The organism is Micromonospora sp. NPDC005257 (assembly GCF_042872445.1).
GTDB lineage: Bacteria > Actinomycetota > Actinomycetes > Mycobacteriales > Micromonosporaceae > Micromonospora.
Map to the genome: position 1 here is coordinate 1 of NZ_JBIAKL010000021.1, position 20,771 is coordinate 20,771.

Genomic DNA, 20,771 nt, shown 5'->3' on the forward strand with positions numbered 1-20,771 from the left:
GCCCGGTAACATTCCGAACCCGGAAGCTAAGCCCTCCAGCGCCGATGGTACTGCACTCGGGAGGGTGTGGGAGAGTAGGACACCGCCGGACAAACTTCCAGTCGAGGGCCGCCCCAGCAGGGGCGGCCCTCGACTGCGTTAGCGTTCTCGGCGGAAACGCCATCAGGAAGGATGTACCTGTGAGTTCAGGACCGCAGGGCGGGGACCGCCCCCGTCGTTACGAGGATCGCGCCGACCGCGGCCAGGGGCGTGGTGACGCCGGCCGCGACGGTCGTCGCGATGACCGTCCCTCGTACCGGGGCGGCCGCGACGACCGCCCCGGCGGCTTCCGTGGTGGCGACCGCGACAGCGGCGGCCGTGGTGGTGACCGTCGCGAGGGCGGTTTCCGTGGTGGTGACCGCCGTGAGGGCGGTGCCCGCGAGGGTGGCTTCCGCGGTGGCGACCGCCGTGAGGGCGGTTTCCGTGGCGGCGACCGCGACAGCGGCGCCCGTGGTGGTGACCGTCGCGAGGGCGGTTTCCGTGGTGGCGACCGTGACAGCGGCTTCCGGAGTGGAAGCCGTCCGGGCGGCGACCGTGAGGGTGGCTTCCGTGGTGGTGACCGTCGTGAGGGCGGTGCCCGCGAGGGTGGCTTCCGTGGCGGTGACCGCCGTGAGGGCGGCGGCTTCGGCGGTGGTGACCGCCGTGAGGGCGGTTTCCGTGGCGGTGACCGTCGTGAGGGCGGTTTCCGTGGTGGCGACCGTCGTGAGGGCGGTTTCCGTGGTGGCGACCGTGACAGCGGCTTCCGGAGTGGAAGCCGTCCGGGCGGCGACCGTGAGGGTGGCTTCCGTGGTGGCGACCGTCGTGAAGGCGGTGCCCGCGAGGGTGGCTTCCGCGGCGGTGACCGCCGTGAGGGCGGTTTCCGTGGCGGTGACCGTCGTGAGGGCGGTTTCCGTGGTGGCGACCGCGACAGCGGCTTCCGGAGTGGAAGCCGCCCGGGCGGCGACCGTGAGGGTGGCTTCCGTGGTGGCGACCGTCGCGAGGGTGGCTTCCGTGGCGGTGACCGCCGTGAGGGCGGCGGCTTCGGCGGTGGTGACCGCCGCGAGGGTGGCTTCCGTGGTGGCGACCGCCGCGAGGGCGGCGCCCGCGAGGGTGGCTTCCGCGGCGGGGATCGTCGTGAAGGTGGCTTCGCCGGTGGTGACCGCCGCGAGGGTGGCTTCCGTGGCGGTGACCGTGATGGAGGCTTCCGCGGCGGTGAGCGTCGTGAGAGCGGATTCCGCGGTGGTGACCGTGAGGGCGGTTTCCGGGGCGGTGAGCGTCGTGAGGGTGGTGCCCGCGAAGGCGGTTTCCGCGGTGGCGCCCGCGAAGGCGGTTTCCGCGGTGGCGACCGTGACGGTGGCTTCCGGAGTGGGAGCCGCGCGGGGGGCGACCGTCGTGAGGGTGGCTTCCGCGGCGGTGACCGTGAGGGCGGTTTCCGGGGCGGTGAGCGTCGTGAGGGTGGTGCCCGCGAGGGCGGCTTCCGCGGTGGTGACCGTCGTGAAGGCGGCTTCCGCGGCGGCGACCGCGACGGAGGCTTCCGCGGTGGGGACCGTCGCGAGGGCGGCTTCCGCGGTGGTGACCGTGAGGGCGGTTTCCGGGGCGGGGACCGTCGCGAGGGTGGCACCCGCGAAGGCGGCTTCCGCGGTGGAGACCGCGACGGAGGCTTCCGTGGTGGGGACCGTCGTGAGGGCGGCCACCAGGGTGACAACCGCCGGCAGGGCTACGCCGGTGGCGAGCGCCGCGACGACGGGTTCCGCGGCGGTGACCGCGACCGTGGCTTCCGGCGCGACGACCGGAGTGATGACCGGCGGCCGGGCGGTTCCCGGGGCGAGCGCGACGGTGAGCGCCGCGGCTACGGCGACCGGCCGGGTGGCGACGACCGCCGCGGCAACTACGGCCCGCAGCGGGAGCGCCGGGACGAGCAGGGCGAGGGGCGTACCGGTGAGGCGCCGGAGCTGCCGGACGACGTTGTCGCGAGCGACCTCGACACGGCCGTGCGGGCGGAGCTGCTCTCCCTCGCCAAGCCGGTGGCGGAGACTGTCGCCCGGCACCTGGTCGCGACCGGTCTGCTGATCGACGAGGACCCGACGCTCGCGCTGGCGCACGCCATGGCGGCCCGCCGGCTCGCCTCGCGGATCGCCGCCGTGCGGGAGGCCGTGGGGCTGGCCGCGTACCACGCGGGCGAGTGGCAGACCGCTATCGCCGAGCTGCGGACGTACCACCGGATGAGCGGGCTGCAGAGCCACCTGGCGGTGCTGGCCGACTGCGAGCGGGCGCTGGGCCGGTCGGAGCGGGCCATCGACCTGTTCCGCGGCGCCGACCGCGACAAGCTCGACCAGGCCGTCGCGATCGAGCTGCTGATCGTGGCCGCCGGGGCCCGTGGCGACCTCGGGCAGAAGGACGCCGCGGTGGCGATGCTCCAGGTCCGCGAGCTCAGCGGCGACTCGACCGAGCCGTGGGCGGCGCGGCTGCGCTACGCGTACGCGGACGCCCTGCTGGCGGTGGGCCGGCGCGAGGAGGCGCGGGAGTGGTTCTCCCGGGCCGCCGACGTCGACTCCGAGGGAGAGACCGACGCCGCCGAGCGGCTGCTGGAGCTGGACGGCGTGGTCATCGAGGGCGATGAGGAGCCGGAGGACGACGCGGACGCGTCCGAGCCGTCGGCCGAGGCCGCCCGCGGCGAGGACGACCTCGACGACGACGAGGACGGCGACGACCTCGACGGCGACGACCTCGACGACGACGACCTCGACGACGACGAGGACGGCGACGACCTCGACGACGACGACCTCGACGACGACGAGGATGACGACGACGATGACGACGACGATGACGACGATGACGACGATGACGACGACGATGAGGACGATGACGATGACGACGACGAGCGGCTGAGCAACGACGACTCCGTCTCGGGTGCGGGCGGGGACGCGGCGCGGGCCGGCTACCGGGACCGGGACGCCGGCGACCTGGACGACGACGCGCTGACCGACGCCGAGGCCGGCTCGTTCGCCGCCGGCGCCACGACGGCCGACGCCGAGGCGCCGACCACGCCGGCCACGACCACGCCGGACACCGGCGCCGTGACCGCAGACGGACCGGCGCCCGACGTCACCCCGGCGGACGAGGCCGTCCGGCCCGCGCCGGGCGACGCCGCGGCCGGCGAGGGCGAGGCCGGCGAGGGCGAGGCGGCGGAGCGCCGATGACCGGGTACGCCGGTGACACCGCCTCCGGCGCGGATCGGGGAGAACCCGACCGCGCCGGGGCGGGCGGTCGGCTGGTCGACGCGTACTCGCTCGTGGTCTTCGACCTCGACGGCGTCATCTACCTGATCGACCGGCCCATCCCCGGCGCGGTCGAGGCGGTCGGCCGGCTGCACGCCGAGGGGCGCGCGGTCGCGTACGCGACGAACAACGCCTCCCGCCGCTCCAGCGAGGTGGCCGACCTGCTCACCGGCATGGGCGTCGCGGCCCGGCCGGCGGAGGTGCTCACCTCCGCGGCCGCCACCGCCGAACTGCTCCGTGACCGGCTGCCCGAAGGTTCACCAGTGCTCGTGGTCGGTGCGGAAGCGCTGCGCGCGGAGCTGCGCGCGGTGGGCCTGCGGCCGGTGTCCACGGCCGACGAGGAGCCCGCCGCGGTGGCCCAGGGCTACGGCCCGCAGGTCGGCTGGTCCGACCTGGCCGAGGCGTCCCTCGCGGTACGCGCGGGCGCCCCCTGGTACGCCACGAACACCGACCGCACCCTGCCCAGCCCGCGCGGCCCGCTGCCGGGCAACGGCTCGCTCGTCGCGGTGCTGCGTACCGCGCTGGGCCGCGACCCCGACGTGGTGGTGGGCAAGCCGGAGCCGGCGCTGTTCACCACCGCCGCGCGGCGGGCCGGGACCGGGCGCACCCTCGTGGTGGGCGATCGGCTGGACACCGACATCGAGGGCGCCCGCCGGGCCGGGCTGGACAGCCTGCTGGTGCTCACCGGCGTCAGCGACGCCGCCGAGTTGCTGGCCGCACCGCAGGAGCGTCGCCCCGCGTACGTCTCGTTCGACCTGGCGGGTCTGTTCGACCCGGCCGCGGTGGTGGCCGTGCCGGGCCGGGAGAACGCGGGCGGCTGGTCGGTGACGGAGTCCGGCGGGAATCTCGTGCTCGACGGCGCGGGACCGCCGCTGGAAGCGCTGGCGGCGCTCTGCGGAGTGGCCTGGTCGACGGCGTGCGGGCCGCGGGTGCGGGCGCAGTCCCCGGCGGCGGCCGAAGCGCTCGCCGCGTTCGGCCTCGACGACTGAGGCGCCGGCCGCTCAGAGCAGCTTGCGGAGCTTCATCAGGTCGAACGGGTTCGCCTTGATCGAGACCCGCCGGGAGGCCACCGCCGACATCACGTCGAGCCGGCCGTTCACCAGCGCGACGAGATCGTCGCTGCCGGTGCTCAGCGCGATCTTCGCCTTCGGGTCGTCGCCGTCGGCCAGGTCGACCAGCCGGCCACCCTCCAGCCGCCCGTGGAACGCGGTGCCGAGATCGGTGATCCGGCAGGCCAGGGTGCGGTCGAGGTCGATGCGCCCCTGCGCCTCGGCGTTGCGGTCCAGCCGCGCGGCCAGGTCCTGCAACGCCTGCCGGCACTCGTCCACGCTGGCCACATCGTCTCCTCACCATGAACCACGCCGTTCCCGGCACCGTACCGCAATGGGACGTCCGGGGTGCCCGGTAGCGTGGCACCTGCACACCTCGCCCCGCGGAAGGACTCAGGCATGCAGGACGCGTGGCGCGCCTACCTCGAGCTGGCCATGGGCCTGACGGAGGCGCCCCGGAAGAAGGCACAGGACGCGGTCATGCGCGTCGTCGGCCAGGGCGGCGCGACCGCCGCCCAGATCCAGACGCTCGCCGAGGAACTGGTGGCGACCGGCCTGGCGAACCGGGAGTCGCTGACCAAGCTGGTCCGCTTCGAGGTGGACCGGGCACTGGGCGCGGTCGGGTTGGCCACCGCCGACGAGGTTGCCGAGCTGACCCGCCGGGTGCACGACCTGGAGCGGCAGTTGCGCGAGGCGCGCGGCCACCTCGGGCCGGGCGACACGCCGCCCGCCGGAGCGTCCGAGCCCGCCGCCACACCGGCCGCACCACCGTCCGGCGCGACCGCACCGCAGAGCGAGCCGTCCAGCGTCGGCTCGGCCGGCGCCGAGCCGTCGAATGCGGCGCAGTCCGGGGCCGGGCAGCCGAAGACCGGATCGCCCGCCGCCGAGTCCTCGCTCGCGACGACGCCGACGAAGGCCCCCGCGCCGACGCCGACGAAGGCGGTGGCGAAGAAGACGGTGGCCAAGAAGGCGATCGCGAAGAAGCCGCCCGCCACCGTGGCCCGTACCCCTGCCGACGATTTGCCCGCCGCGCCCGCCCGGCCGGCGAAGAAGGCCACCGGGCGCCGGGCGGCCGGCTCGTGACCGCGCCCCGGCCCGGGCCGCCGCCGGGCCCGCGGCCCGGGCCGCCCCCGGGGGCACGCCCCGCGCCGGTCGAGGAGGTCGGCGAGGCGCGGCACCCGGCGGTGGACGCCGCGGTGCTCGGCATGGCCAACGCCGAGGCGCTCGCGCCGGCCGACCAGATCGCCCAGTACGAGGCGGCGTACGAGACGCTGCGCGAAACCCTCGCCACCATCGACCAGGCCTGAGCAGAGGCGGAGACACACCTGATGGCTCGTCGTACCCGGCTGGACGCCGAACTGGTCCGGCGCGGCCTGGCCCGCTCCCGGGAGCAGGCCGCCGCGCTCGTGGAGGCCGGTCGCGTCCAGCTGCGCGGAGTGCCGGCGCGGAAGGCCGCGGCGATGGTCGACCCGGCCGACCCGCTGCTGGTCACCGGCGAGGATCCGGCGCAGGAGTACGTCTCCCGGGGCGGCCACAAGCTGGCCGGCGCGCTCGCCGCGTTCGCCCCCGGCGGGCTGACCGTCACGGGCAGGCGCTGCCTGGACGCCGGCGCGTCGACTGGCGGTTTCACCGACGTGCTGCTGCGCGGCGGCGCCGCCGAGGTGGTCGCCGTGGACGTCGGCTACGGGCAGCTCGCCTGGTCGCTGCGGACCGACGAGCGGGTCCGGGTGTTCGAGCGCACGAACGTGCGTACGCTCACGCCGGAGGCGATCGGCGGCCCGGTCGACCTGACGGTGGCCGACCTGTCGTTCATCTCACTGCGTCTGGTGCTGCCCGCGCTGGCCGCGTGCACCGGCCCCGGCGGTGACCTGGCGCTGATGGTCAAGCCGCAGTTCGAGGTCGGCAAGGAGCGCGTCGGCGCCGGCGGCGTGGTCCGCGATCCGGCGCTGCGGGCGGAGGCGGTGCTCGACGTGGCCGCGGCGGCCGCCGGGCTCGGCCTCGGCCTCGCCGGTGTGGCGGCCAGCCCGCTGCCCGGCCCGAGCGGCAACGTCGAGTTCTTCGTATGGTTGCGCGGGGACGCGCCCGCCGCGGACCCGGAGCGGGTCCGCGCGGTGGTGGCCGCCGGCCCGCAGGGCGCCGCCGCGACGGCGGCCACGACCGAGGAGGTGTCCGGGTGAGCCGTACCGCGCTGCTGGTCACGCACACCGGCCGTCGACGCAGCACCGAACACGCCCGCGCGGTGGCCGCCGACCTGATCGCCGCCGGTTTCGAGGTGCGGGTGGTGGCCGAGGAGGCCGACGACCTGGACCTGCCGGGCGTGGTGCCGGTGACCGGCCCGGAAGCCGCCGAGGGTGCCGAGATCGTGTTCGCGCTGGGCGGGGACGGCACGTTCCTGCGCGCCGCCGAGCTGGCCCGCCCGACGAAGGTGCCGCTGCTCGGCATCAACCTGGGCAAGGTCGGCTTCCTCGCCGAGGCGGAGATCGACGACCTGGACACCGCCGTACGCGACGTGGTCGAGCGCAACTACACGGTGGACGAGCGGCTCACCCTCGACGTCACCGCCGAGTTCGAGGGCGGGCCGACCATCGAGTCGTGGGCGCTGAACGAGATCAGCGTGGAGAAGGGCGAACGCGCCCAGATGCTGGAACTGCTCGTGGACGTGGACGGCCGGCCGCTGGCCCGGTACGGCTGCGACGGCGTGATCTGCGCGACTCCGACCGGCTCGACCGCGTACGCGTTCTCCGGCGGCGGGCCGGTGGTCTGGCCTGAGGTGGAGGCGCTGCTGCTGGTGCCGATCAGCGCGCACGCGTTGTTCAGCCGCCCGCTGGTGACCGCGCCGACGTCGACGTTCGTCATCACCGTCGACCCGTTCACCACCCTGGCGGTGCTCTGCTGCGACGGGCGGCGCGTCTACGACCTGCCGCCCGGCGCCCGGGTCACGGTGCGTCGTGGCACGCTGCCGGTGCGCATCGTGCGGTTGCGGCCACGCCCGTTCACCGACCGGCTGGTGGCCAAGTTCGACCTGCCCGTACAGGGCTGGCGGGGCAATCGCCGCTGACTAGCGGCTCAGCGGAAATCTCCGTTCGGCCCACCGGCCCCGGCGCTCGCGCGCGTTACGGTGGGCGTACGGGCCGCGAAGAGGTGAGTCCGGACGCGGCGGTGAGGCCCGCCGCTCCCCGGATGCGGCCCATCTGTCGCGGGCTCGGCCAGGGGGTGGTCGGGACCGCGACGGTCGGGACGCCGGAGCGTCGTAGCCGGCCGCGGCGGGCGGACCGGCATGCCGAGTCCGGTCGGGTGTCGACCCCGGCCGGGCCGACAGGTCGCAGGGCCGCCCGCCGGAGGAAGCGGCGGCACGCGACCTGGGCGATGCGGTCTCCGGCGTCCCGGCCCCACTCCGTCGTGCCCGTGTCCACCTGGCGACATGTCGCCGGTGCGGCGGCCCGGTCGGCCGGCGTACCGCGGTCCGACCGTCCACCACGGCCAGACGCACCGGCAGCCGGTCCCGCACCCGGGCCTGCTCACCGGCGTGTACGCCACGCTCCACGTCGGCCGGCGTGCCCGGCTCCAGCAGCATCGCCCGTTCGTGGATGGCGCGGTAGCGCACGACCCGGGCCAGCGCGTCCTCCAGCACGGGATTGAACTGTACGGTTGCCCGCGTCCGGCCCGGCCGGCTGGTCAACTGTCACACGGCGGGGCTACTGTCGGGTGCTGTGCTGGAAGAGCTGCGCATCACCGGACTGGGCGTCATCGAGGACACGACGCTGTCCCTGGCCGCGGGGATGAACGTCATCACCGGCGAGACCGGCGCCGGCAAGACCATGGTGGTGACCGGCCTCGGCCTGCTCTTCGGCGGCCGAGCCGACGCCGGCCGGGTGCGCGCCCAGCCGGGCCGCGCGGTGGTGGAGGGCCGGCTGCGGCTGGGCGGCCGGGTGGCCGAGTCGGTCCACGCCCGGATCATCGACGCCGGTGGCGAGCCCGACGATGACGGCTCGCTGCTGCTCAGTCGCACCGTCACCATCGAGGGCCGCTCCCGAGCGCACCTGGGCGGCCGCGCCATGCCGGTGTCCACGCTCGGCGAGGTCGGCGAGCAGGTGCTGGCCGTGCACGGCCAGTCCGACCAGCTGCGCCTGCTGCGCCCGGCCGAGCAACGCGCCTCGCTCGACCGGTTCGCCGGGCCGGAGCACGAGAAGCTGCTCGACGCGCTGCGTGAGACGTACGCCAGGTGGCGCACCGTCGTCGACGACCTGGCCGACCGGCGGCGCAACGCCCGGGAGCGCAACCAGGAGGCCGACCTGCTGCGCCTGGGCCTGGACGAGATCACCCGGGTCGACCCGCAGCCGGGGGAGGACGACGAGCTGAAGGCCGAGGCGCAGCGGCTGGAGCACGCCGAAGGGCTGCGCACGGCCGCGCAGGTGGCGCAACAGTGTGTGGCCGGTGGCGTGGAGGCGGCCGACGAGACGCCGGACGCGAGCGCGCTGCTCGGCTCCGCGCGGCGCACCCTCGAGGCGCAGGCCGGCACCGACCCGGCGCTGGGTGAGCTGGCGGCCCGGCTGGAGGAGGCGGCCACGCTCGTCACCGACGTGGCAGCGGAGCTGTCGGCCTATCTGGCCGCGCTGGACGCCGACCCGGCCCGCCTGCAGACCGTCTACGAGCGGCGGGCCGCGCTGCGCGGGCTGACCCGCAAGTACGCCGACGACGTCGACGGCGTGGTGGCGTGGGCCGAGCGGGCCCGGACCCGGTTGTCCGATCTGGACACCTCCGACGAGTTGCTGGACGAGCTGGACCGCGAGGCGACCCGGCTTGCCGGTGAGGTGGCCGACCTCGCCGGCCGGCTGTCGGCGTCCCGGCGGGAGGCCGCGGTCCGCTTCGCCGAGGAGGTGACTGTCGAGCTGGCCGGGTTGGCCATGCCGCACGCCCGCATCGAGGTGGCGGTGCTACCGCGCCCGGCGGGCCGGTCCGAGCCGAGCCTGCCGGTCAACGGTGTCGAGACCGGCGTCGGCGCGGACGGCGCCGACGAGGTGGAGTTGCGGCTGCTGGCGCACCCGGGTGCGCCGGCGCTGCCGTTGCAGAAGGGCGCCTCCGGCGGCGAGCTGTCCCGGGTGATGCTGGCCATAGAGGTGGTCTTCGCCGGGTCCGGTGGCCCGCCCACGTTGGTGTTCGACGAGGTCGACGCGGGCGTCGGCGGCCAGGCCGCGGTGGAGATCGGTCGCCGGCTGGCCCGGCTGGCCCGCAGCCACCAGGTGCTCGTGGTCACGCACCTGCCGCAGGTGGCCGCGTTCGCGGACCGGCACCTGGTGGTGGCCAAGGACACCGGGGGAGCGGTCACCACCAGCGGGGTGCGTGTGGTGGAGGACACCGAACGCGCCCGGGAGCTGGCCCGGATGCTCGCCGGTTTGCCGGACTCGGATCTGGGTATCGCCCATGCCGAGGAGCTCTTGGCCGTGGCGGCAAAGGAAAGGCGTCCGTGAGACGCCGATTGTGAGCGCAAGCACACCGGCGCGGGTCCCGGTGTGCTTCCCTGGGTAGGCGGCCCTGCTCAGGCATGTCGCGACAGCAAAACCTGCCTCACATGCCAGGATGGTCACGATGCGTCTACCCACACTGCGCCGGAGCCGGAACCCGGAGCCGGGCTCCATCGTCGGCACCGCGCGCCTGGACCGCCGCACGAAACGGCTGGTCGGGCGGCTGCGGCCCGGCGACATCGCGGTCATCGACCACGTCGACCTGGACCGGGTGGCGGCCGACTCGCTCGTGGCGGTGGGTGTGGCGGCCGTGCTGAACGCGAAGCCGTCGGTCTCCGGCCGCTATCCGAATCTCGGCCCCGAGGTGCTGATCTCGTCCGGCATCCCGCTGCTGGACGACCTCGGCGAGGGCGTCTTCGAGCAGGTCCGCGAGGGCGATCGGGTCCGCATCGAGGGCAACACCGTCTTCGTCGGCGAGGAGCCGGTCGCGCACGGCTCGTTGCAGGACGCCGAGACCGTGGCCAAGTCGATGGCCGACGCCCGGGAGGGTCTGTCGGTGCAGTTGGAGGCGTTCGCCGCCAACACGATGGACTACCTGCGGCAGGAACGCGACCTGCTGCTCGACGGCGTCGGCGTGCCGGAGATCCAGACCCAGGTCCAGGGCCGGCACTGCCTGATCGTGGTGCGCGGCTACGACTACAAGGCCGACCTGGACGTGCTGCGCCCGTACATCCGGGAGTTCAAGCCGGTGCTGATCGGCGTGGACGGCGGGGCTGACGCGCTGGTCGAGGCGGGCTACACGCCGGACATGATCATCGGGGACATGGACTCGGTCACCGACGACGTGCTGCGCTGCGGCGCCGAGGTGATCGTGCACGCCTACCCGGACGGGCGGGCGCCCGGTCTGGCCCGGGTCAACGGGCTCGGCGTGCCGGCGATCACCTTCCCGGCGGCGGCCACCAGCGAGGACCTGGCCATGTTGCTGGCCGACGAGAAGGGCGCCTCGCTCCTGGTGGCGGTGGGCACCCACGCCACCCTCGTCGAGTTCCTGGACAAGGGACGCGGCGGCATGGCGTCGACGTTCCTGACCCGGCTCAAGGTGGGCGGCAAGCTGGTCGACGCCAAGGGCGTCAGCCGGCTCTACCGGCAGAGCATCTCCGGGTCGTCGCTGCTGCTGCTGGTCCTGTCGGCGCTGGCCGCCATGGCCTCCGCCGTGGCGGTCTCCACCGTCGGGAAGGCGTATCTGGGCGTGGTCTCCGAATGGTGGGACAATTTCGTGTTCCAACTCGGCCAGCTCTTCTAGCCCTCCCGACGATCAAGAGGCTGCAAGCGTGATCAACTTTCGTTACCACGTGGTGTCCCTGACCGCGGTGTTCCTGGCACTGGCGATCGGCCTGGTGGTCGGCACGGCCGCCCTCAACGGGCCGGTTGCCGACTCGCTCCGGGAACAGGTCAACGGCCTGCGTAAGGACAACTCGCTGATGCGCCAGTCGGTGAACAGCATGCAGAAGCAGTTGGAGACCGAGGAGGACTTCGCCGCCGAGATGGCCCAGCTCGTCCTGCCCGGCAAGCTGACCAGCCGCCGGGTGCTGGTGTTCACCCTGCCCACCGGCCGCGACCAGGCGGACGGCGTGGTGAAGATGCTCCAGACCGCCGGCGCCGACATCACCGGCCGGATCAACGTGCAGGACAAGTTCGTCAACCCGGACAGCAACAACAACCTGCTGGAACTGGCGGTCACCGCGGCCCGGCCGAACAGCGCCCCTACCGGCAACCTGCCCGGCAACGGGCACGGCGTGGAGACCTCCAGCGCGCTGCTGGCCAACGTGCTCGTCGACCGCCCCGCCGGAAGCCCGCCGGTCAGCGAGGCCGACCGGCGTGCCGTGCTGGAGCAGTACGCCACCGCCGGATACCTCACCCCGGCGGACCGGATCTCCGCCGCCGCCGAGGCGGTGGTGATGGTCACCGGCCAGCCGTACGTGGACAAGGACTCGGCGAAGAAGGACGAGTCGGTGGTGAAGATCGCCGAGCAGTTCGACCGGGCCGGCGCGCTGGTGGTGGCCGGCATGGGCTCGACCGGCGGGAACCTCGTCTCCGTGGTCCGCGGCGACCCGGTGCTGTCGCAGACCATCTCCACCGTCGACAACGCCAACACCGTGCAGGGTCAGCTCGCCACCAGCCTGGCCCTGGCGGAGCAGCTCACCGACAAGAAGACCGGCCAGTACGGCGTGGGCGACAACGCCGCGGCCCGGGTGCCTACACTGCCCCGGTGACCGCTCCGGGCCGCCCGGTCCGTGCCGTGTCGCGTTCGAAGTCCGGATCGAGGAGGTCCCGTGAGACTGGGTCGGCTACTGGCCGTGGGCGCGGGAGCGCTGGCCGCCCGCTACGTGCTGCGTCAGACGCGCACGTCGCCGGGCGGGCCGGCGCTGGAACGCACCAACTACCGGGGCCGCACGGTGACCCTGGCCGCCGGTCCGGCCCTGGCCGTCGGCGCGGCCACCGGTGCCGCGCTGGGCGCCGGTAGCGCACCGGCCGGTGCCGCCGCGCTCGTCGCCGGGCTCGGCGCGGGCGCTGTCGGCCTCTACGACGACGTGGTCGGCGCCCGCCCCGAACAGAAGGCCGCCAAGGGCTTCGCCGGGCACCTCGCCGCGTTGCGCGAGGGCCAGATCACCGCCGGGATGGTCAAGGTCGCCGGGGTGGGCGTGGCCGGGCTGGGTGCCGCGGCGCTGCTGGCCGCCGACCGCCGGGTCGCCGCGCACCCGCGCCGACGCGACGCCGGGGCGTTCGGCCGCGGGGTCGACGTGCTGCTCGGCGCCGGCGTGGTGGCCGGCACCGCCAACCTGGTCAACCTGCTCGATCTGCGGCCCGGCCGGGCGCTGAAGTCCGGCATGCTGCTCGGCGTGCCACTGACCACCGGCCCGTACGGCGGCGTCGCGGCGGGCGCGGTCGGCGCGTCCGCGGCGCTGGTCGGCGACGACCTGGGCGAGCGGGTGATGGTGGGCGACAGCGGCGCCAACGCGCTCGGCGCGCTGCTCGGGGTGAGTCTCGCCGCGCGTACCGGGCCGCTGGGCCGGGCCGGCGTGCTGGCCGTGCTCGCCGCGCTCACCGCCGCCAGCGAAAAGGTCAGCTTCACGCAGGTGATCGCGCGGACGCCGGGGCTTCGGCATCTCGACGAGCTGGGCCGGCTCCCGGACTGACGTGACGAAACCGGCTCCTCTCGCCACCGCCGGCCGGGTCGCCGGGGCGGCCGCTCTCATCGCCGTCCTCACCGTGCTCAGCCGGCTCGCCGGTTTCGGCCGGACCGCCGTGTTCACCTGGACGCTGTCCACCAGTGACCTCGGCGGCGCCTACCTGGTGGCGAACTACGTCCCGAACTTCATCTTCGAGATCGTCGCCGGTGGGGCGCTCGCCAGTCTCGTCGTACCGCTGCTGGCCGGCGCGGTCGAGACGGGTGACCGGCGGGCGGTGGCCGCCACGACGGGCGCGCTGCTGACCTGGACGCTGACCCTGCTGGTTCCGCTGGCGGTGCTGGTGGCGGTCTTCGCCGACCCGCTGCCGGGCCTGATCGGAAACGGTCTCAGCGCGGCTCAGCAGGAGTCCGGGGCGAGGATGCTGCGGGTCTTCGCGCCGCAGCTGCCGCTGTACGGCGTGGGCATCGTGCTGGCCGGCGTGCTCCAGGCGCACCGCCGGTTCGCCTGGCCGGTCATCGCGCCGCTGCTGTCCAGCGTCACTGTCATCGCCGTCTACCTCGGGTTCACCGCCGCCGAGGGGCGGCTGGCCACGATCGGCGAGGCCGGGCGCGGTGGCGAGTTGCTGCTGTCCGCCGGCACCACGCTCGGCGTGGTGGTGCTCTCGCTGTCGCTGCTGATCCCGTTGCGCCGGCTGCGCCTGCGGATCCGGCCGGGCTACCGGTTCCCGGCCGACGCGCGGGCCCGGGTCGGCGGGCTGGCGGTCGCCGGCGTGGTCACCGTGACCGCGCAGCAGATCGCCCTGGTGGTGGCGCTCAACCAGGTCACCTACGGCCGGACCGCCGACGTCGGCGTCTACAACCTGGCCCAGACCGTCTACTTCCTGCCCTGGGCGGTGCTGGCGGTGCCGCTGGCGGTGGCCGCGTACCCGACGCTCGTGGCGGCCCGGGCCACCGGCGACGAGCGCGCCTACCGGGAGACACTGGCCCCTGCGGTACGCGGCGTCGTGCTGCTCAGCCTGCTCGGCGCCGCCGCGCTGGTCGGCACCGCGATTCCGGTCGGGCACTTCTTCTTCGCCGACCCGCTCGACGCGCGTACCGCAGCGGCCGGGATCACCGGGTTCGCGCCCGGCCTGGTCGGCTACGGGCTGTTCGCGGTCCTCACCCGCGCCCTGTACGCGCGCGGCGAGACGCGCCGGGCCACGGTCGCCACCGCGCTCGGCTGGCTCAGCGTGCCCACGCTCGCCGTCCTCGCCGCCCAGGCGCTGCCGCTCGCCGACCGGGTGCTCGCGGTGACGCTGGCGAGCTCCGCCGGGATGCTGCTGCTCGGCGGGCTGCTGCTCGTCGCGGTCCGGCGGGCCGCCGGTGGCGAGGCGCTCGCCGGTGCGGGCCGGGCCGGGGCCGCCGGGCTGCTCGCCGCCGGCGTCGCGGCAGCCGGCGGGACGGCCGTCGCGGCCGGACTCGCCGGGCTCGGTGACGGCACCCCGACAACACCGCAGGCGCTCGCGCAGGGCATGCTGTCCGGGGTCGTGGTCGGTGTCCTGTTCCTGGCCGTCGCCTGGCTGACCGACGCCCGCGACCTGCGGCCGCTGCTCGCGGCCGTGACCCGCCGGCTGCGCCGGCGACGCCCGGCCGGCGGGGACGACGGCCCGCCGGCGCAGCAGCACCCCGGCGAGCGGGGTGACGGAAGGGAGACCGTTTCCTCATGACGGACGCCTCGCCGGCACCGCGCTGGCCCGGGTCGGTGGCCCTGGTGCTCGCCTCCAGCACCGGAGGGGTCGGGCAGCACGTGCGCTCGATCAGCCGAGGGCTGACCGAGGCCGGCGCGTCCGTGCTGGTCTGCGGCCCGGCCGCCACCGAGGAACAGTTCGACTTCACCGCCGCCGGGGCCCGGTTCACGCCGGTGGAGATCCCGGCCAGCCCCACGCCGGGCGACGCACGCGCGGTCACCGCGCTGCGCCGCGCGCTCGCGGACACGCCGGTCGACGTGGTGCACGCGCACGGGCTGCGCGCCGGCCTGGTCGCCGCGCTCGCCCGCCCCGCCGCCCCGCTGGTCGTCACCTGGCACAACGCGGTCCTCGCCGGTGGCCTGCGCGGCGCGGTGTCCCGGCTGGTCGAGCGGGTCGTCGCCCGGTCCGTGCGGGTCGCCCTGGGGGCCTCCGCCGACCTGGTGGACCGCGCCGCCGCGCTCGGCGCCGCCGACGCCCGCCTGGCCCCGGTCGCCGCGCCGGCGCTGCCCGCGCCGCGTCGCCGCCGCGCCGCGGTACGCGCCGAGTTCGGCGTCGCCGCCGACCGTCAGCTGATCCTGTCGGTGGGCCGGCTGCACCCGCAGAAGCGGTACGACGTGCTGATCGACGCCGCCGCCCGCTGGCGCACCCGCACCCCCGCCCCGCTCGTGGTGATCGCCGGCAGCGGTCCGGCGTACCTGCCGCTGGCCGCCCGGATCTCCGCCGCCCGCGCGCCGGTGACGCTGCTCGGGCACCGCACCGACGTGGCGGACCTGCTGGCCGGCGCCGACCTCGCCGTGGTGACCAGCGACTGGGAGGCCCGCCAGCTGTTCGCGCAGGAGGCGCTGCGGGCGGGCGTGCCGCTCGTCGCGACAGCCGTCGGCGGGCTGCCGGACCTGGTCGGCGACGCCGCGGTGCTGGTCCCGCCCGGTGACGTGGACGCCGTCGACGCGGCGGTGCGCGAGCTGCTCGACGACCCCGTACGCCGGGCCGAACTGGGTCGCCGTGGGGTGGCGCGGGCCGCGACCTGGCCCACCGAGGCGGACACCGTGGCCGCGCTCGCCGGCCTCTACGCCGAGCTGACGCCCCAGCTCTCGACCGGGAACCGCTGATGCTGCGCAGACTGACCCCGGTCCTGCTCACCCTGGTCGTGGTGGCGCTGGGCATCACCGCGCTCTCCGCCCGCCCACACGACGGCGCGTCCCGGCCCGGCGCCGACTTCGTGGTGCTCGTCGGCGCGGCGGGCCTGCGGTGGGACGACGTCGACCCGGAGAACACGCCGACGCTGTGGCGGATGGCCGAGCAGGGTGCGATCGGGTCGCTCTCGGTACGCTCCGCGCACCGTCCCACCTGCCCGGTCGACGGGTGGCTCACGCTCGGCGCGGGGAACTACGCCGCGTGGCCCGGTGCCCGCCCGGGCGGCGGCTGCCCGGCCACCTCGGTCACCGTCGAGCGGCCCGACGGCATCGGCGCGAACCTGCCCGACCAGGTCGGCGCGGTGGCGCACAACCAGGACCAGCTCTCCTGGGGCGCCACGCCCGGCGCGCTGGCCGAGTCGGTGCGCTGCTCGGTGGCGGTCGGACCGGGCGCCGCGGTGGCCGCCGCCCGCCCGTTCGGCCGGGTCGACAGGTACGCCCCCACGCTTCCCGAGGACCCGGCGGAACTGCTCGGCTCCTGCGTGCTGAGCATCGTCGACATCGGCACCGTCGACGACGACGACCCGGCCGTACGGGCCGTTCAGGCGCGGCAGGCCGACGCCCGGCTGGCCCGGGTGCTCGCCGCCCGGCCGCCGCGCTCGCTGGTGCTCGTCGCGGGCGTGTCCGACACCGACTACCCGGCGCGGCTGCACGTCGCGGTCGCCGACGGTCCCGGCTGGGAGGGCGGCTGGCTGACCTCGCCGAGCACCGCCCGGTCCGGCTACCTGCAACTGGTCGACCTGGCTCCGACGGTGCTCGCGGTGCTCGACAAGCCGATGCCGGACCGGGCGTTCCTCGGCCGGCCGGCGGTGACTGTCGACGACCGGCCGGACGATCTGCGGGCCGCGATCGAGGCGCCGGCCGACGCGGACCGGGAGGCCGCCGCCCAGCGCCGCGTCGCCGGCTGGTTCTTCACGCTGCTCGCCGCCGCCCAGGTCGCCCTCGCGGTGACGGTGCTGCCGCTGCTGCGCCGGGCCCGCCGGCTCGCCGGCCCGCACGGGCCGGAACCGGTGTCCCGGCGGATCGTGGCCGTGGTCGAGCTGCTGCTGATCGCCGCCGCGCTGGCAGTGCCCGCGGCGCTGCTCGCCGACGCCGTGCCCTGGTGGCGAGGGGACCACGCCGACCTGTGGTACGCGTCGGTGACCGCGCTGCTCATCGTCGGCGGCACCGCTGTGGTCCGGTTCGCCCCGGGGCACGAGCGCACGCTCGGTCCGCTCGGTGCGGTCGCCGGGCTGGCCACGCTCGTCGTGGGCGTGGACGTGCTCACCGGCTCCCGGTTGCAGCTCAACGGCGTGGTCGGCTACTCGGCGCTGGAGGGCGGCCGGTACGCCGGTCTCGGCACCGTGGGGCTGGGCGTGTTCATCGCCGGGGCCCTGCTGAGCGGCGGCTGGCTCGCCCAGCGGTTCCGCAAGGGCTGGCGGCCGATGGTGATGGTGGCCGTCGGCGGCCTGGCCGTGGTGATCGTGGGCAGCCCGTACCTGGGCGCCGACTCGATCGGCGCCATCGCGCTCACCGCCGGGGTGAGCGTCGCGGCCGCCATCTGCACCGGCGGCTGGCTCACCGTGAGCCGGCTGGCCTGGGCGACGATGGCCGCGCTCGCGGTCACCGTCGGCTTCGCCCTGGTCGACCTCGGTCGGCCGGCGGCCGAGCGGGGCAGCCTGGGCCGGTTCCTGGCCGCGCTGGGCGACGGCACCGGCGGGCTCACCGTGCACCGGTCCGGCAGCTCCAACTTCGAGACGCTGGTGAACAGCCCGCTGACCGTGCTGGCCCTGGCCGGGGCCGCGATGGTCTGGCTCGCGCTGCTCCAGCCGTGGGGCGGGCTGATGCGGCTGTTCGGCATCTACCCGGCGATCCGGGCGGCGATGGCCGGCACCGGCGTGGCCGTCGGGCTGGGCGGTGTGCTCGGTGGGTCGGCGCTGGACGTGGCCGGCGCGGCGGCGGCGCTCGTGGTGCCGATGGCGGCCCTCGCCGCGCTGCGGGTGCTGGACCACTCCACGGACCGTACGGTGCCCGACAGCGGGCGTCCCGGCGGCGAGACGGGCGCGGTCCCACCGGGCGGCGGGCCGGGCGGTGGCGGCGCGGCCGGTGACGGCTCTGGCGGCCGGGCGACTGCCGACGGCCCGACTGCCGACGGCCCGACCGGCGACGGCGACGCCGCGGGGGAGGCCGGGAAGCCGGCCGGGCAGGACGCCGCGGGCGAGGAGGCGCCGGAGGGGCCGCGCGCCGCCGGTGCGCGGATCCCCGCACAGCCGGCCCCGGCGTCCACCGAGATCCCCGCCGGCTGAGCTGGGCCGTCCGGGCCGCCGCGCCGGGCCGCCGCGCCGGGCCGTCGCACCGGGCCGTCGCGGGGCCGGAGAGGGCCGGCACCGGCCCCACGTGCGCCGACAGCGGGTGCGACGCCGGCTCACGGTCCGGATGGTGTTACCGTGGAATCCCGTGGATCGCGTGATCACTCTGCTGATCGGCACGGCGGTTCGCACGACCGCTACGGACGACACGGGAGCAGGCCTTGGCCCCAACAGCACGGACGACCAGGCACATTTTCGTCACCGGGGGCGTCGCCTCCTCGCTGGGTAAGGGCCTCACCGCCTCCAGCCTCGGCAGTCTGCTGACCGCGCGCGGACTGCGCGTGGTGATGCAGAAGCTCGACCCGTACCTGAACGTCGACCCCGGCACGATGAACCCGTTCCAGCACGGCGAGGTCTTCATCACCGAGGACGGCGCCGAGACCGACCTCGACGTCGGCCACTACGAGCGGTTCCTCGACCGGGACCTCTCCGGCAAGGCGAACGTCACCACCGGCCAGATCTACTCGGCGGTGATCGCCAAGGAGCGGCGCGGGGAGTACCTCGGCGACACGGTGCAGGTCATCCCGCACATCACCAACGAGATCAAGGCCCGGATCCGCGGCATGGCCGACCCGGACGCCGACGGCCAGGTGCCCGACGTGGTGATCACCGAGGTCGGCGGCACGGTCGGCGACATCGAGTCGCTGCCGTTCCTGGAGTCGATCCGGCAGATCCGCCACGACCTGGGCCGCGACAACTGCTTCTACCTGCACGTGTCGCTGGTGCCGTACCTGGCGCCGTCGGGCGAGCTGAAGACCAAGCCGACCCAGCACTCGGTGGCGCAGCTGCGCAGCATCGGCATCCAGCCCGACGCGCTGGTGCTGCGCTGCGACCGGGAGATCCCGGAGAAGGTCAAGGAGAAGCTGTCGCTGTACTGCGACGTCGACCGGGAGGCGGTCACCGCCGCGCCGGACGCGCCGAGCATCTACGACATCCCGAAGGTGCTGCACCGCGAGGGCCTCGACGCGTACGTGGTGCGCCGGCTCGGCCTGTCGTTCCGCGACGTCGACTGGACCCGCTGGGACGACCTGCTGGAGCGCGTGCACCAGCCCCGGCACACGATCACCGTGGCGCTGGTCGGCAAGTACGTCGACCTGCCCGACGCGTACCTGTCGGTGAGCGAGGCGATCCGGGCGGCCGGTTTCGGCCACCGCGCCCGGGTGCAGCTCAAGTGGGTGCCCAGCGACGACTGCGTGACCCCGGCCGGCGCCGCCGCCGCGCTGTCCGGCGTCGACGGCATCGTGATCCCCGGCGGCTTCGGCGTCCGCGGCATCGAGGGCAAGGTCGGCACCGCCCGGTACGCGCGGGAGAACGGCGTCCCGCTGCTCGGCCTCTGCCTCGGCCTGCAGTGCATGACCATCGAGGTGGCCCGGCACCTGGCCAACCTCGACGGGGCGAACTCGCTGGAGTTCGACGAGGAGGCCGTGCACCCGGTCATCGCCACCATGGCCGACCAGGAGGACATCGTCGCCGGGCGCGGCGACCTGGGCGGCACCATGCGGCTCGGGGCGTACCCGGCGAAGCTGGTCGAAGGGTCGATCGTCGCCGAGGCGTACGGCAGCACCGAGGTCAGCGAGCGGCACCGGCACCGGTACGAGGTGAACAACGCCTACCGCGACCAGCTGGCCAAGGCCGGCCTGAACATCTCCGGCACGTCGCCGGACGGTCGGCTGGTCGAGTTCGTCGAGCTGGACCGCACCCTGCACCCGTTCTTCGTGGCCACCCAGGCGCACCCGGAGCTGAAGAGCCGTCCCACCCGGCCGCATCCGCTGTTCGCCGCGTTCGTCGGCGCCGCCGTGGCGTACTCGCAGGCCGACCAGCTGCCGGTGGACCTGGACGGCGCGTCGAGGAAGACCGGCCGCGGCGGCGGCGCGAAGGCGTCCGGGAAGTGAGCGGCGTCGAGCACCGGTACGAGGTGACCGGCCGCCGGGAGATCTGGTCCGGCCGGATCTTCTCCGTGGTCAGCGACGACGTCACCATGCCCGGCGGCGGCAGCGCCACCCGCGACTACGTGCGGCACGTCGGCGCGGTAGCGGTGGTGGCGCTCGACGACGCCGGCCAGGTGGTGCTGATCCGCCAGTACCGGCACCCGGTCGGCCGGCACCTGTGGGAGCTGCCCGCCGGGCTGATGGACGTCGGCGGCGAGGACCTGGCCGCCGCCGCGCTGCGGGAGCTGGCCGAGGAGACGGACCTGACCGCGGGCCGCGTCGACGTGCTCGTCGACCTGCACAGCTCGCCCGGCTTCGCCGACGAGGTGGTCCGGGTCTTCCTGGCCCGCGACCTGGCCGACGTGCCGGCCGAGCAGCGGCACGACCGGCACGACGAGGAGGCCGACCTCCAGGTGGTCCGGGTGGACCTGGACGAGGCGGTGCGGATGGTGCTGGCCGGCGAGATCACCAACGCGTCCTGCGTGGCCGGGCTGCTCGCCGCCGCCCGCGCCCGCGAGACCGGTTTCACCGAGCTGCGCCGCCCGGAGGCGCCGCTGCCGCGCTGACCGGCGACGACG

At 75.3% G+C, this 20,771-nt stretch carries 17 protein-coding genes and 1 rRNA gene; 16 read left to right on the forward strand and 2 right to left on the reverse strand.

Features of this window, described 5'->3' with window-relative positions; translation table 11 throughout:
* Positions 1-91, forward strand: a 5S ribosomal RNA gene (rrf, locus tag ACFYO8_RS28770); the annotation flags it as partial.
* A 94-nt stretch (positions 92-185) separates the two neighbouring features.
* Here rrf and ACFYO8_RS28775 read toward each other — a convergent pair.
* On the reverse strand, positions 186-2,066 hold the full coding sequence (locus ACFYO8_RS28775) for a hypothetical protein (RefSeq protein WP_387257771.1): 1,881 nt from the start codon (positions 2,064-2,066) through the stop codon (positions 186-188).
* On the opposite strand from ACFYO8_RS28775, the gene ACFYO8_RS28780 reads away from it, so the two are divergent.
* Both ACFYO8_RS28780 and ACFYO8_RS28785 read left to right on the forward strand, forming a co-directional pair.
* Positions 2,010-3,218, forward strand: coding sequence for a hypothetical protein (locus ACFYO8_RS28780; protein ID WP_387257772.1), 1,209 nt, complete (start codon positions 2,010-2,012; stop codon positions 3,216-3,218). The two genes, ACFYO8_RS28775 and ACFYO8_RS28780, sit on opposite strands and share 57 nt — an antisense overlap.
* Positions 3,215-4,285, forward strand: a complete 1,071-nt coding sequence (locus ACFYO8_RS28785) for an HAD-IIA family hydrolase (protein WP_387257774.1) — start codon at positions 3,215-3,217, stop codon at positions 4,283-4,285. The genes ACFYO8_RS28780 and ACFYO8_RS28785 overlap by 4 nt, the downstream gene beginning before the upstream one ends.
* A 12-nt stretch (positions 4,286-4,297) precedes the next feature.
* On the opposite strand, the gene ACFYO8_RS28790 is transcribed toward ACFYO8_RS28785, so the two are convergent.
* A complete protein-coding gene (locus ACFYO8_RS28790; RefSeq protein ID WP_043324901.1) occupies positions 4,298-4,633 on the reverse strand; it encodes an SCP2 sterol-binding domain-containing protein in 336 nt (111 codons plus the stop codon).
* A gap of 111 nt (positions 4,634-4,744) precedes the next feature.
* Here ACFYO8_RS28790 and ACFYO8_RS28795 point away from each other — a divergent pair, with 111 nt between their 5' ends.
* The 13 genes from ACFYO8_RS28795 (at position 4,745) to ACFYO8_RS28855 (ending at position 20,759) form a co-directional block, all read left to right on the forward strand.
* The gene (locus ACFYO8_RS28795; protein ID WP_387257776.1) at positions 4,745-5,428 is read left to right on the forward strand and encodes a hypothetical protein; all 684 of its coding nucleotides are present in this window, start codon (positions 4,745-4,747) and stop codon (positions 5,426-5,428) included.
* Positions 5,425-5,652 carry a hypothetical protein gene (locus ACFYO8_RS28800; protein ID WP_354874423.1) on the forward strand — a complete coding sequence of 76 codons (228 nt, stop codon included), beginning with the start codon at positions 5,425-5,427 and terminating at the stop codon, positions 5,650-5,652. The genes ACFYO8_RS28795 and ACFYO8_RS28800 overlap by 4 nt, the downstream gene beginning before the upstream one ends.
* A gap of 21 nt (positions 5,653-5,673) precedes the next feature.
* Positions 5,674-6,522, forward strand: a complete 849-nt coding sequence (locus ACFYO8_RS28805) for a TlyA family RNA methyltransferase (protein WP_387189053.1) — start codon at positions 5,674-5,676, stop codon at positions 6,520-6,522.
* Positions 6,519-7,403, forward strand: coding sequence for an NAD kinase (locus ACFYO8_RS28810; RefSeq protein ID WP_354874419.1), 885 nt, complete (start codon positions 6,519-6,521; stop codon positions 7,401-7,403). Before ACFYO8_RS28805 ends, ACFYO8_RS28810 begins: the two co-directional genes overlap by 4 nt.
* A 652-nt stretch (positions 7,404-8,055) precedes the next feature.
* Entirely contained in the window at positions 8,056-9,813 is a 1,758-nt protein-coding gene (recN, locus tag ACFYO8_RS28815; protein WP_354874417.1) for a DNA repair protein RecN, read from the forward strand.
* A 118-nt stretch (positions 9,814-9,931) separates the two neighbouring features.
* The gene (steA, locus tag ACFYO8_RS28820) at positions 9,932-11,110 is read left to right on the forward strand and encodes a putative cytokinetic ring protein SteA (protein WP_354874415.1); all 1,179 of its coding nucleotides are present in this window, start codon (positions 9,932-9,934) and stop codon (positions 11,108-11,110) included.
* A gap of 28 nt (positions 11,111-11,138) precedes the next feature.
* The gene (locus ACFYO8_RS28825) at positions 11,139-12,080 is read left to right on the forward strand and encodes a copper transporter (protein WP_355015285.1); all 942 of its coding nucleotides are present in this window, start codon (positions 11,139-11,141) and stop codon (positions 12,078-12,080) included.
* Between the two features lie 60 nt (positions 12,081-12,140).
* Positions 12,141-13,004: a hypothetical protein gene (locus ACFYO8_RS28830; RefSeq protein WP_354874411.1), complete on the forward strand. Its 864-nt coding sequence runs from the start codon at positions 12,141-12,143 to the stop codon at positions 13,002-13,004.
* Position 13,005: 1 nt separating this feature from the next.
* Positions 13,006-14,703, forward strand: a complete 1,698-nt coding sequence (murJ, locus tag ACFYO8_RS28835) for a murein biosynthesis integral membrane protein MurJ (RefSeq protein WP_387189052.1) — start codon at positions 13,006-13,008, stop codon at positions 14,701-14,703.
* Complete coding sequence (locus ACFYO8_RS28840) at positions 14,700-15,833, forward strand: glycosyltransferase family 4 protein (protein WP_387189051.1); 1,134 nt, start codon at positions 14,700-14,702, stop codon at positions 15,831-15,833. Before murJ ends, ACFYO8_RS28840 begins: the two co-directional genes overlap by 4 nt.
* Positions 15,833-18,202 carry a hypothetical protein gene (locus ACFYO8_RS28845; protein WP_387189050.1) on the forward strand — a complete coding sequence of 790 codons (2,370 nt, stop codon included), beginning with the start codon at positions 15,833-15,835 and terminating at the stop codon, positions 18,200-18,202. Before ACFYO8_RS28840 ends, ACFYO8_RS28845 begins: the two co-directional genes overlap by 1 nt.
* A 224-nt stretch (positions 18,203-18,426) precedes the next feature.
* A complete protein-coding gene (locus tag ACFYO8_RS28850; protein WP_355047306.1) occupies positions 18,427-20,157 on the forward strand; it encodes a CTP synthase in 1,731 nt (576 codons plus the stop codon).
* Positions 20,154-20,759: an NUDIX hydrolase gene (locus ACFYO8_RS28855; RefSeq protein ID WP_355047307.1), complete on the forward strand. Its 606-nt coding sequence runs from the start codon at positions 20,154-20,156 to the stop codon at positions 20,757-20,759. The genes ACFYO8_RS28850 and ACFYO8_RS28855 overlap by 4 nt, the downstream gene beginning before the upstream one ends.
* The last annotated feature ends 12 nt before the right edge of the window (positions 20,760-20,771 follow it).

Excerpts from the sequence above, each read along its gene's own strand:
- ACFYO8_RS28840 (WP_387189051.1), top strand. The coding sequence starts at position 14,700 with ATGACGGACGCCTCGCCGGCACCGCGCTGGCCCGGGTCGGTGGCCCTG.
- ACFYO8_RS28795 (WP_387257776.1), top strand. The coding sequence starts at position 4,745 with ATGCAGGACGCGTGGCGCGCCTACCTCGAGCTGGCCATGGGCCTGACG.
- ACFYO8_RS28805 (WP_387189053.1), top strand. The coding sequence starts at position 5,674 with ATGGCTCGTCGTACCCGGCTGGACGCCGAACTGGTCCGGCGCGGCCTG.
- steA (WP_354874415.1), top strand. The coding sequence starts at position 9,932 with ATGCGTCTACCCACACTGCGCCGGAGCCGGAACCCGGAGCCGGGCTCC.
- ACFYO8_RS28845 (WP_387189050.1), top strand. The coding sequence starts at position 15,833 with ATGCTGCGCAGACTGACCCCGGTCCTGCTCACCCTGGTCGTGGTGGCG.
- ACFYO8_RS28785 (WP_387257774.1), top strand. The coding sequence starts at position 3,215 with ATGACCGGGTACGCCGGTGACACCGCCTCCGGCGCGGATCGGGGAGAA.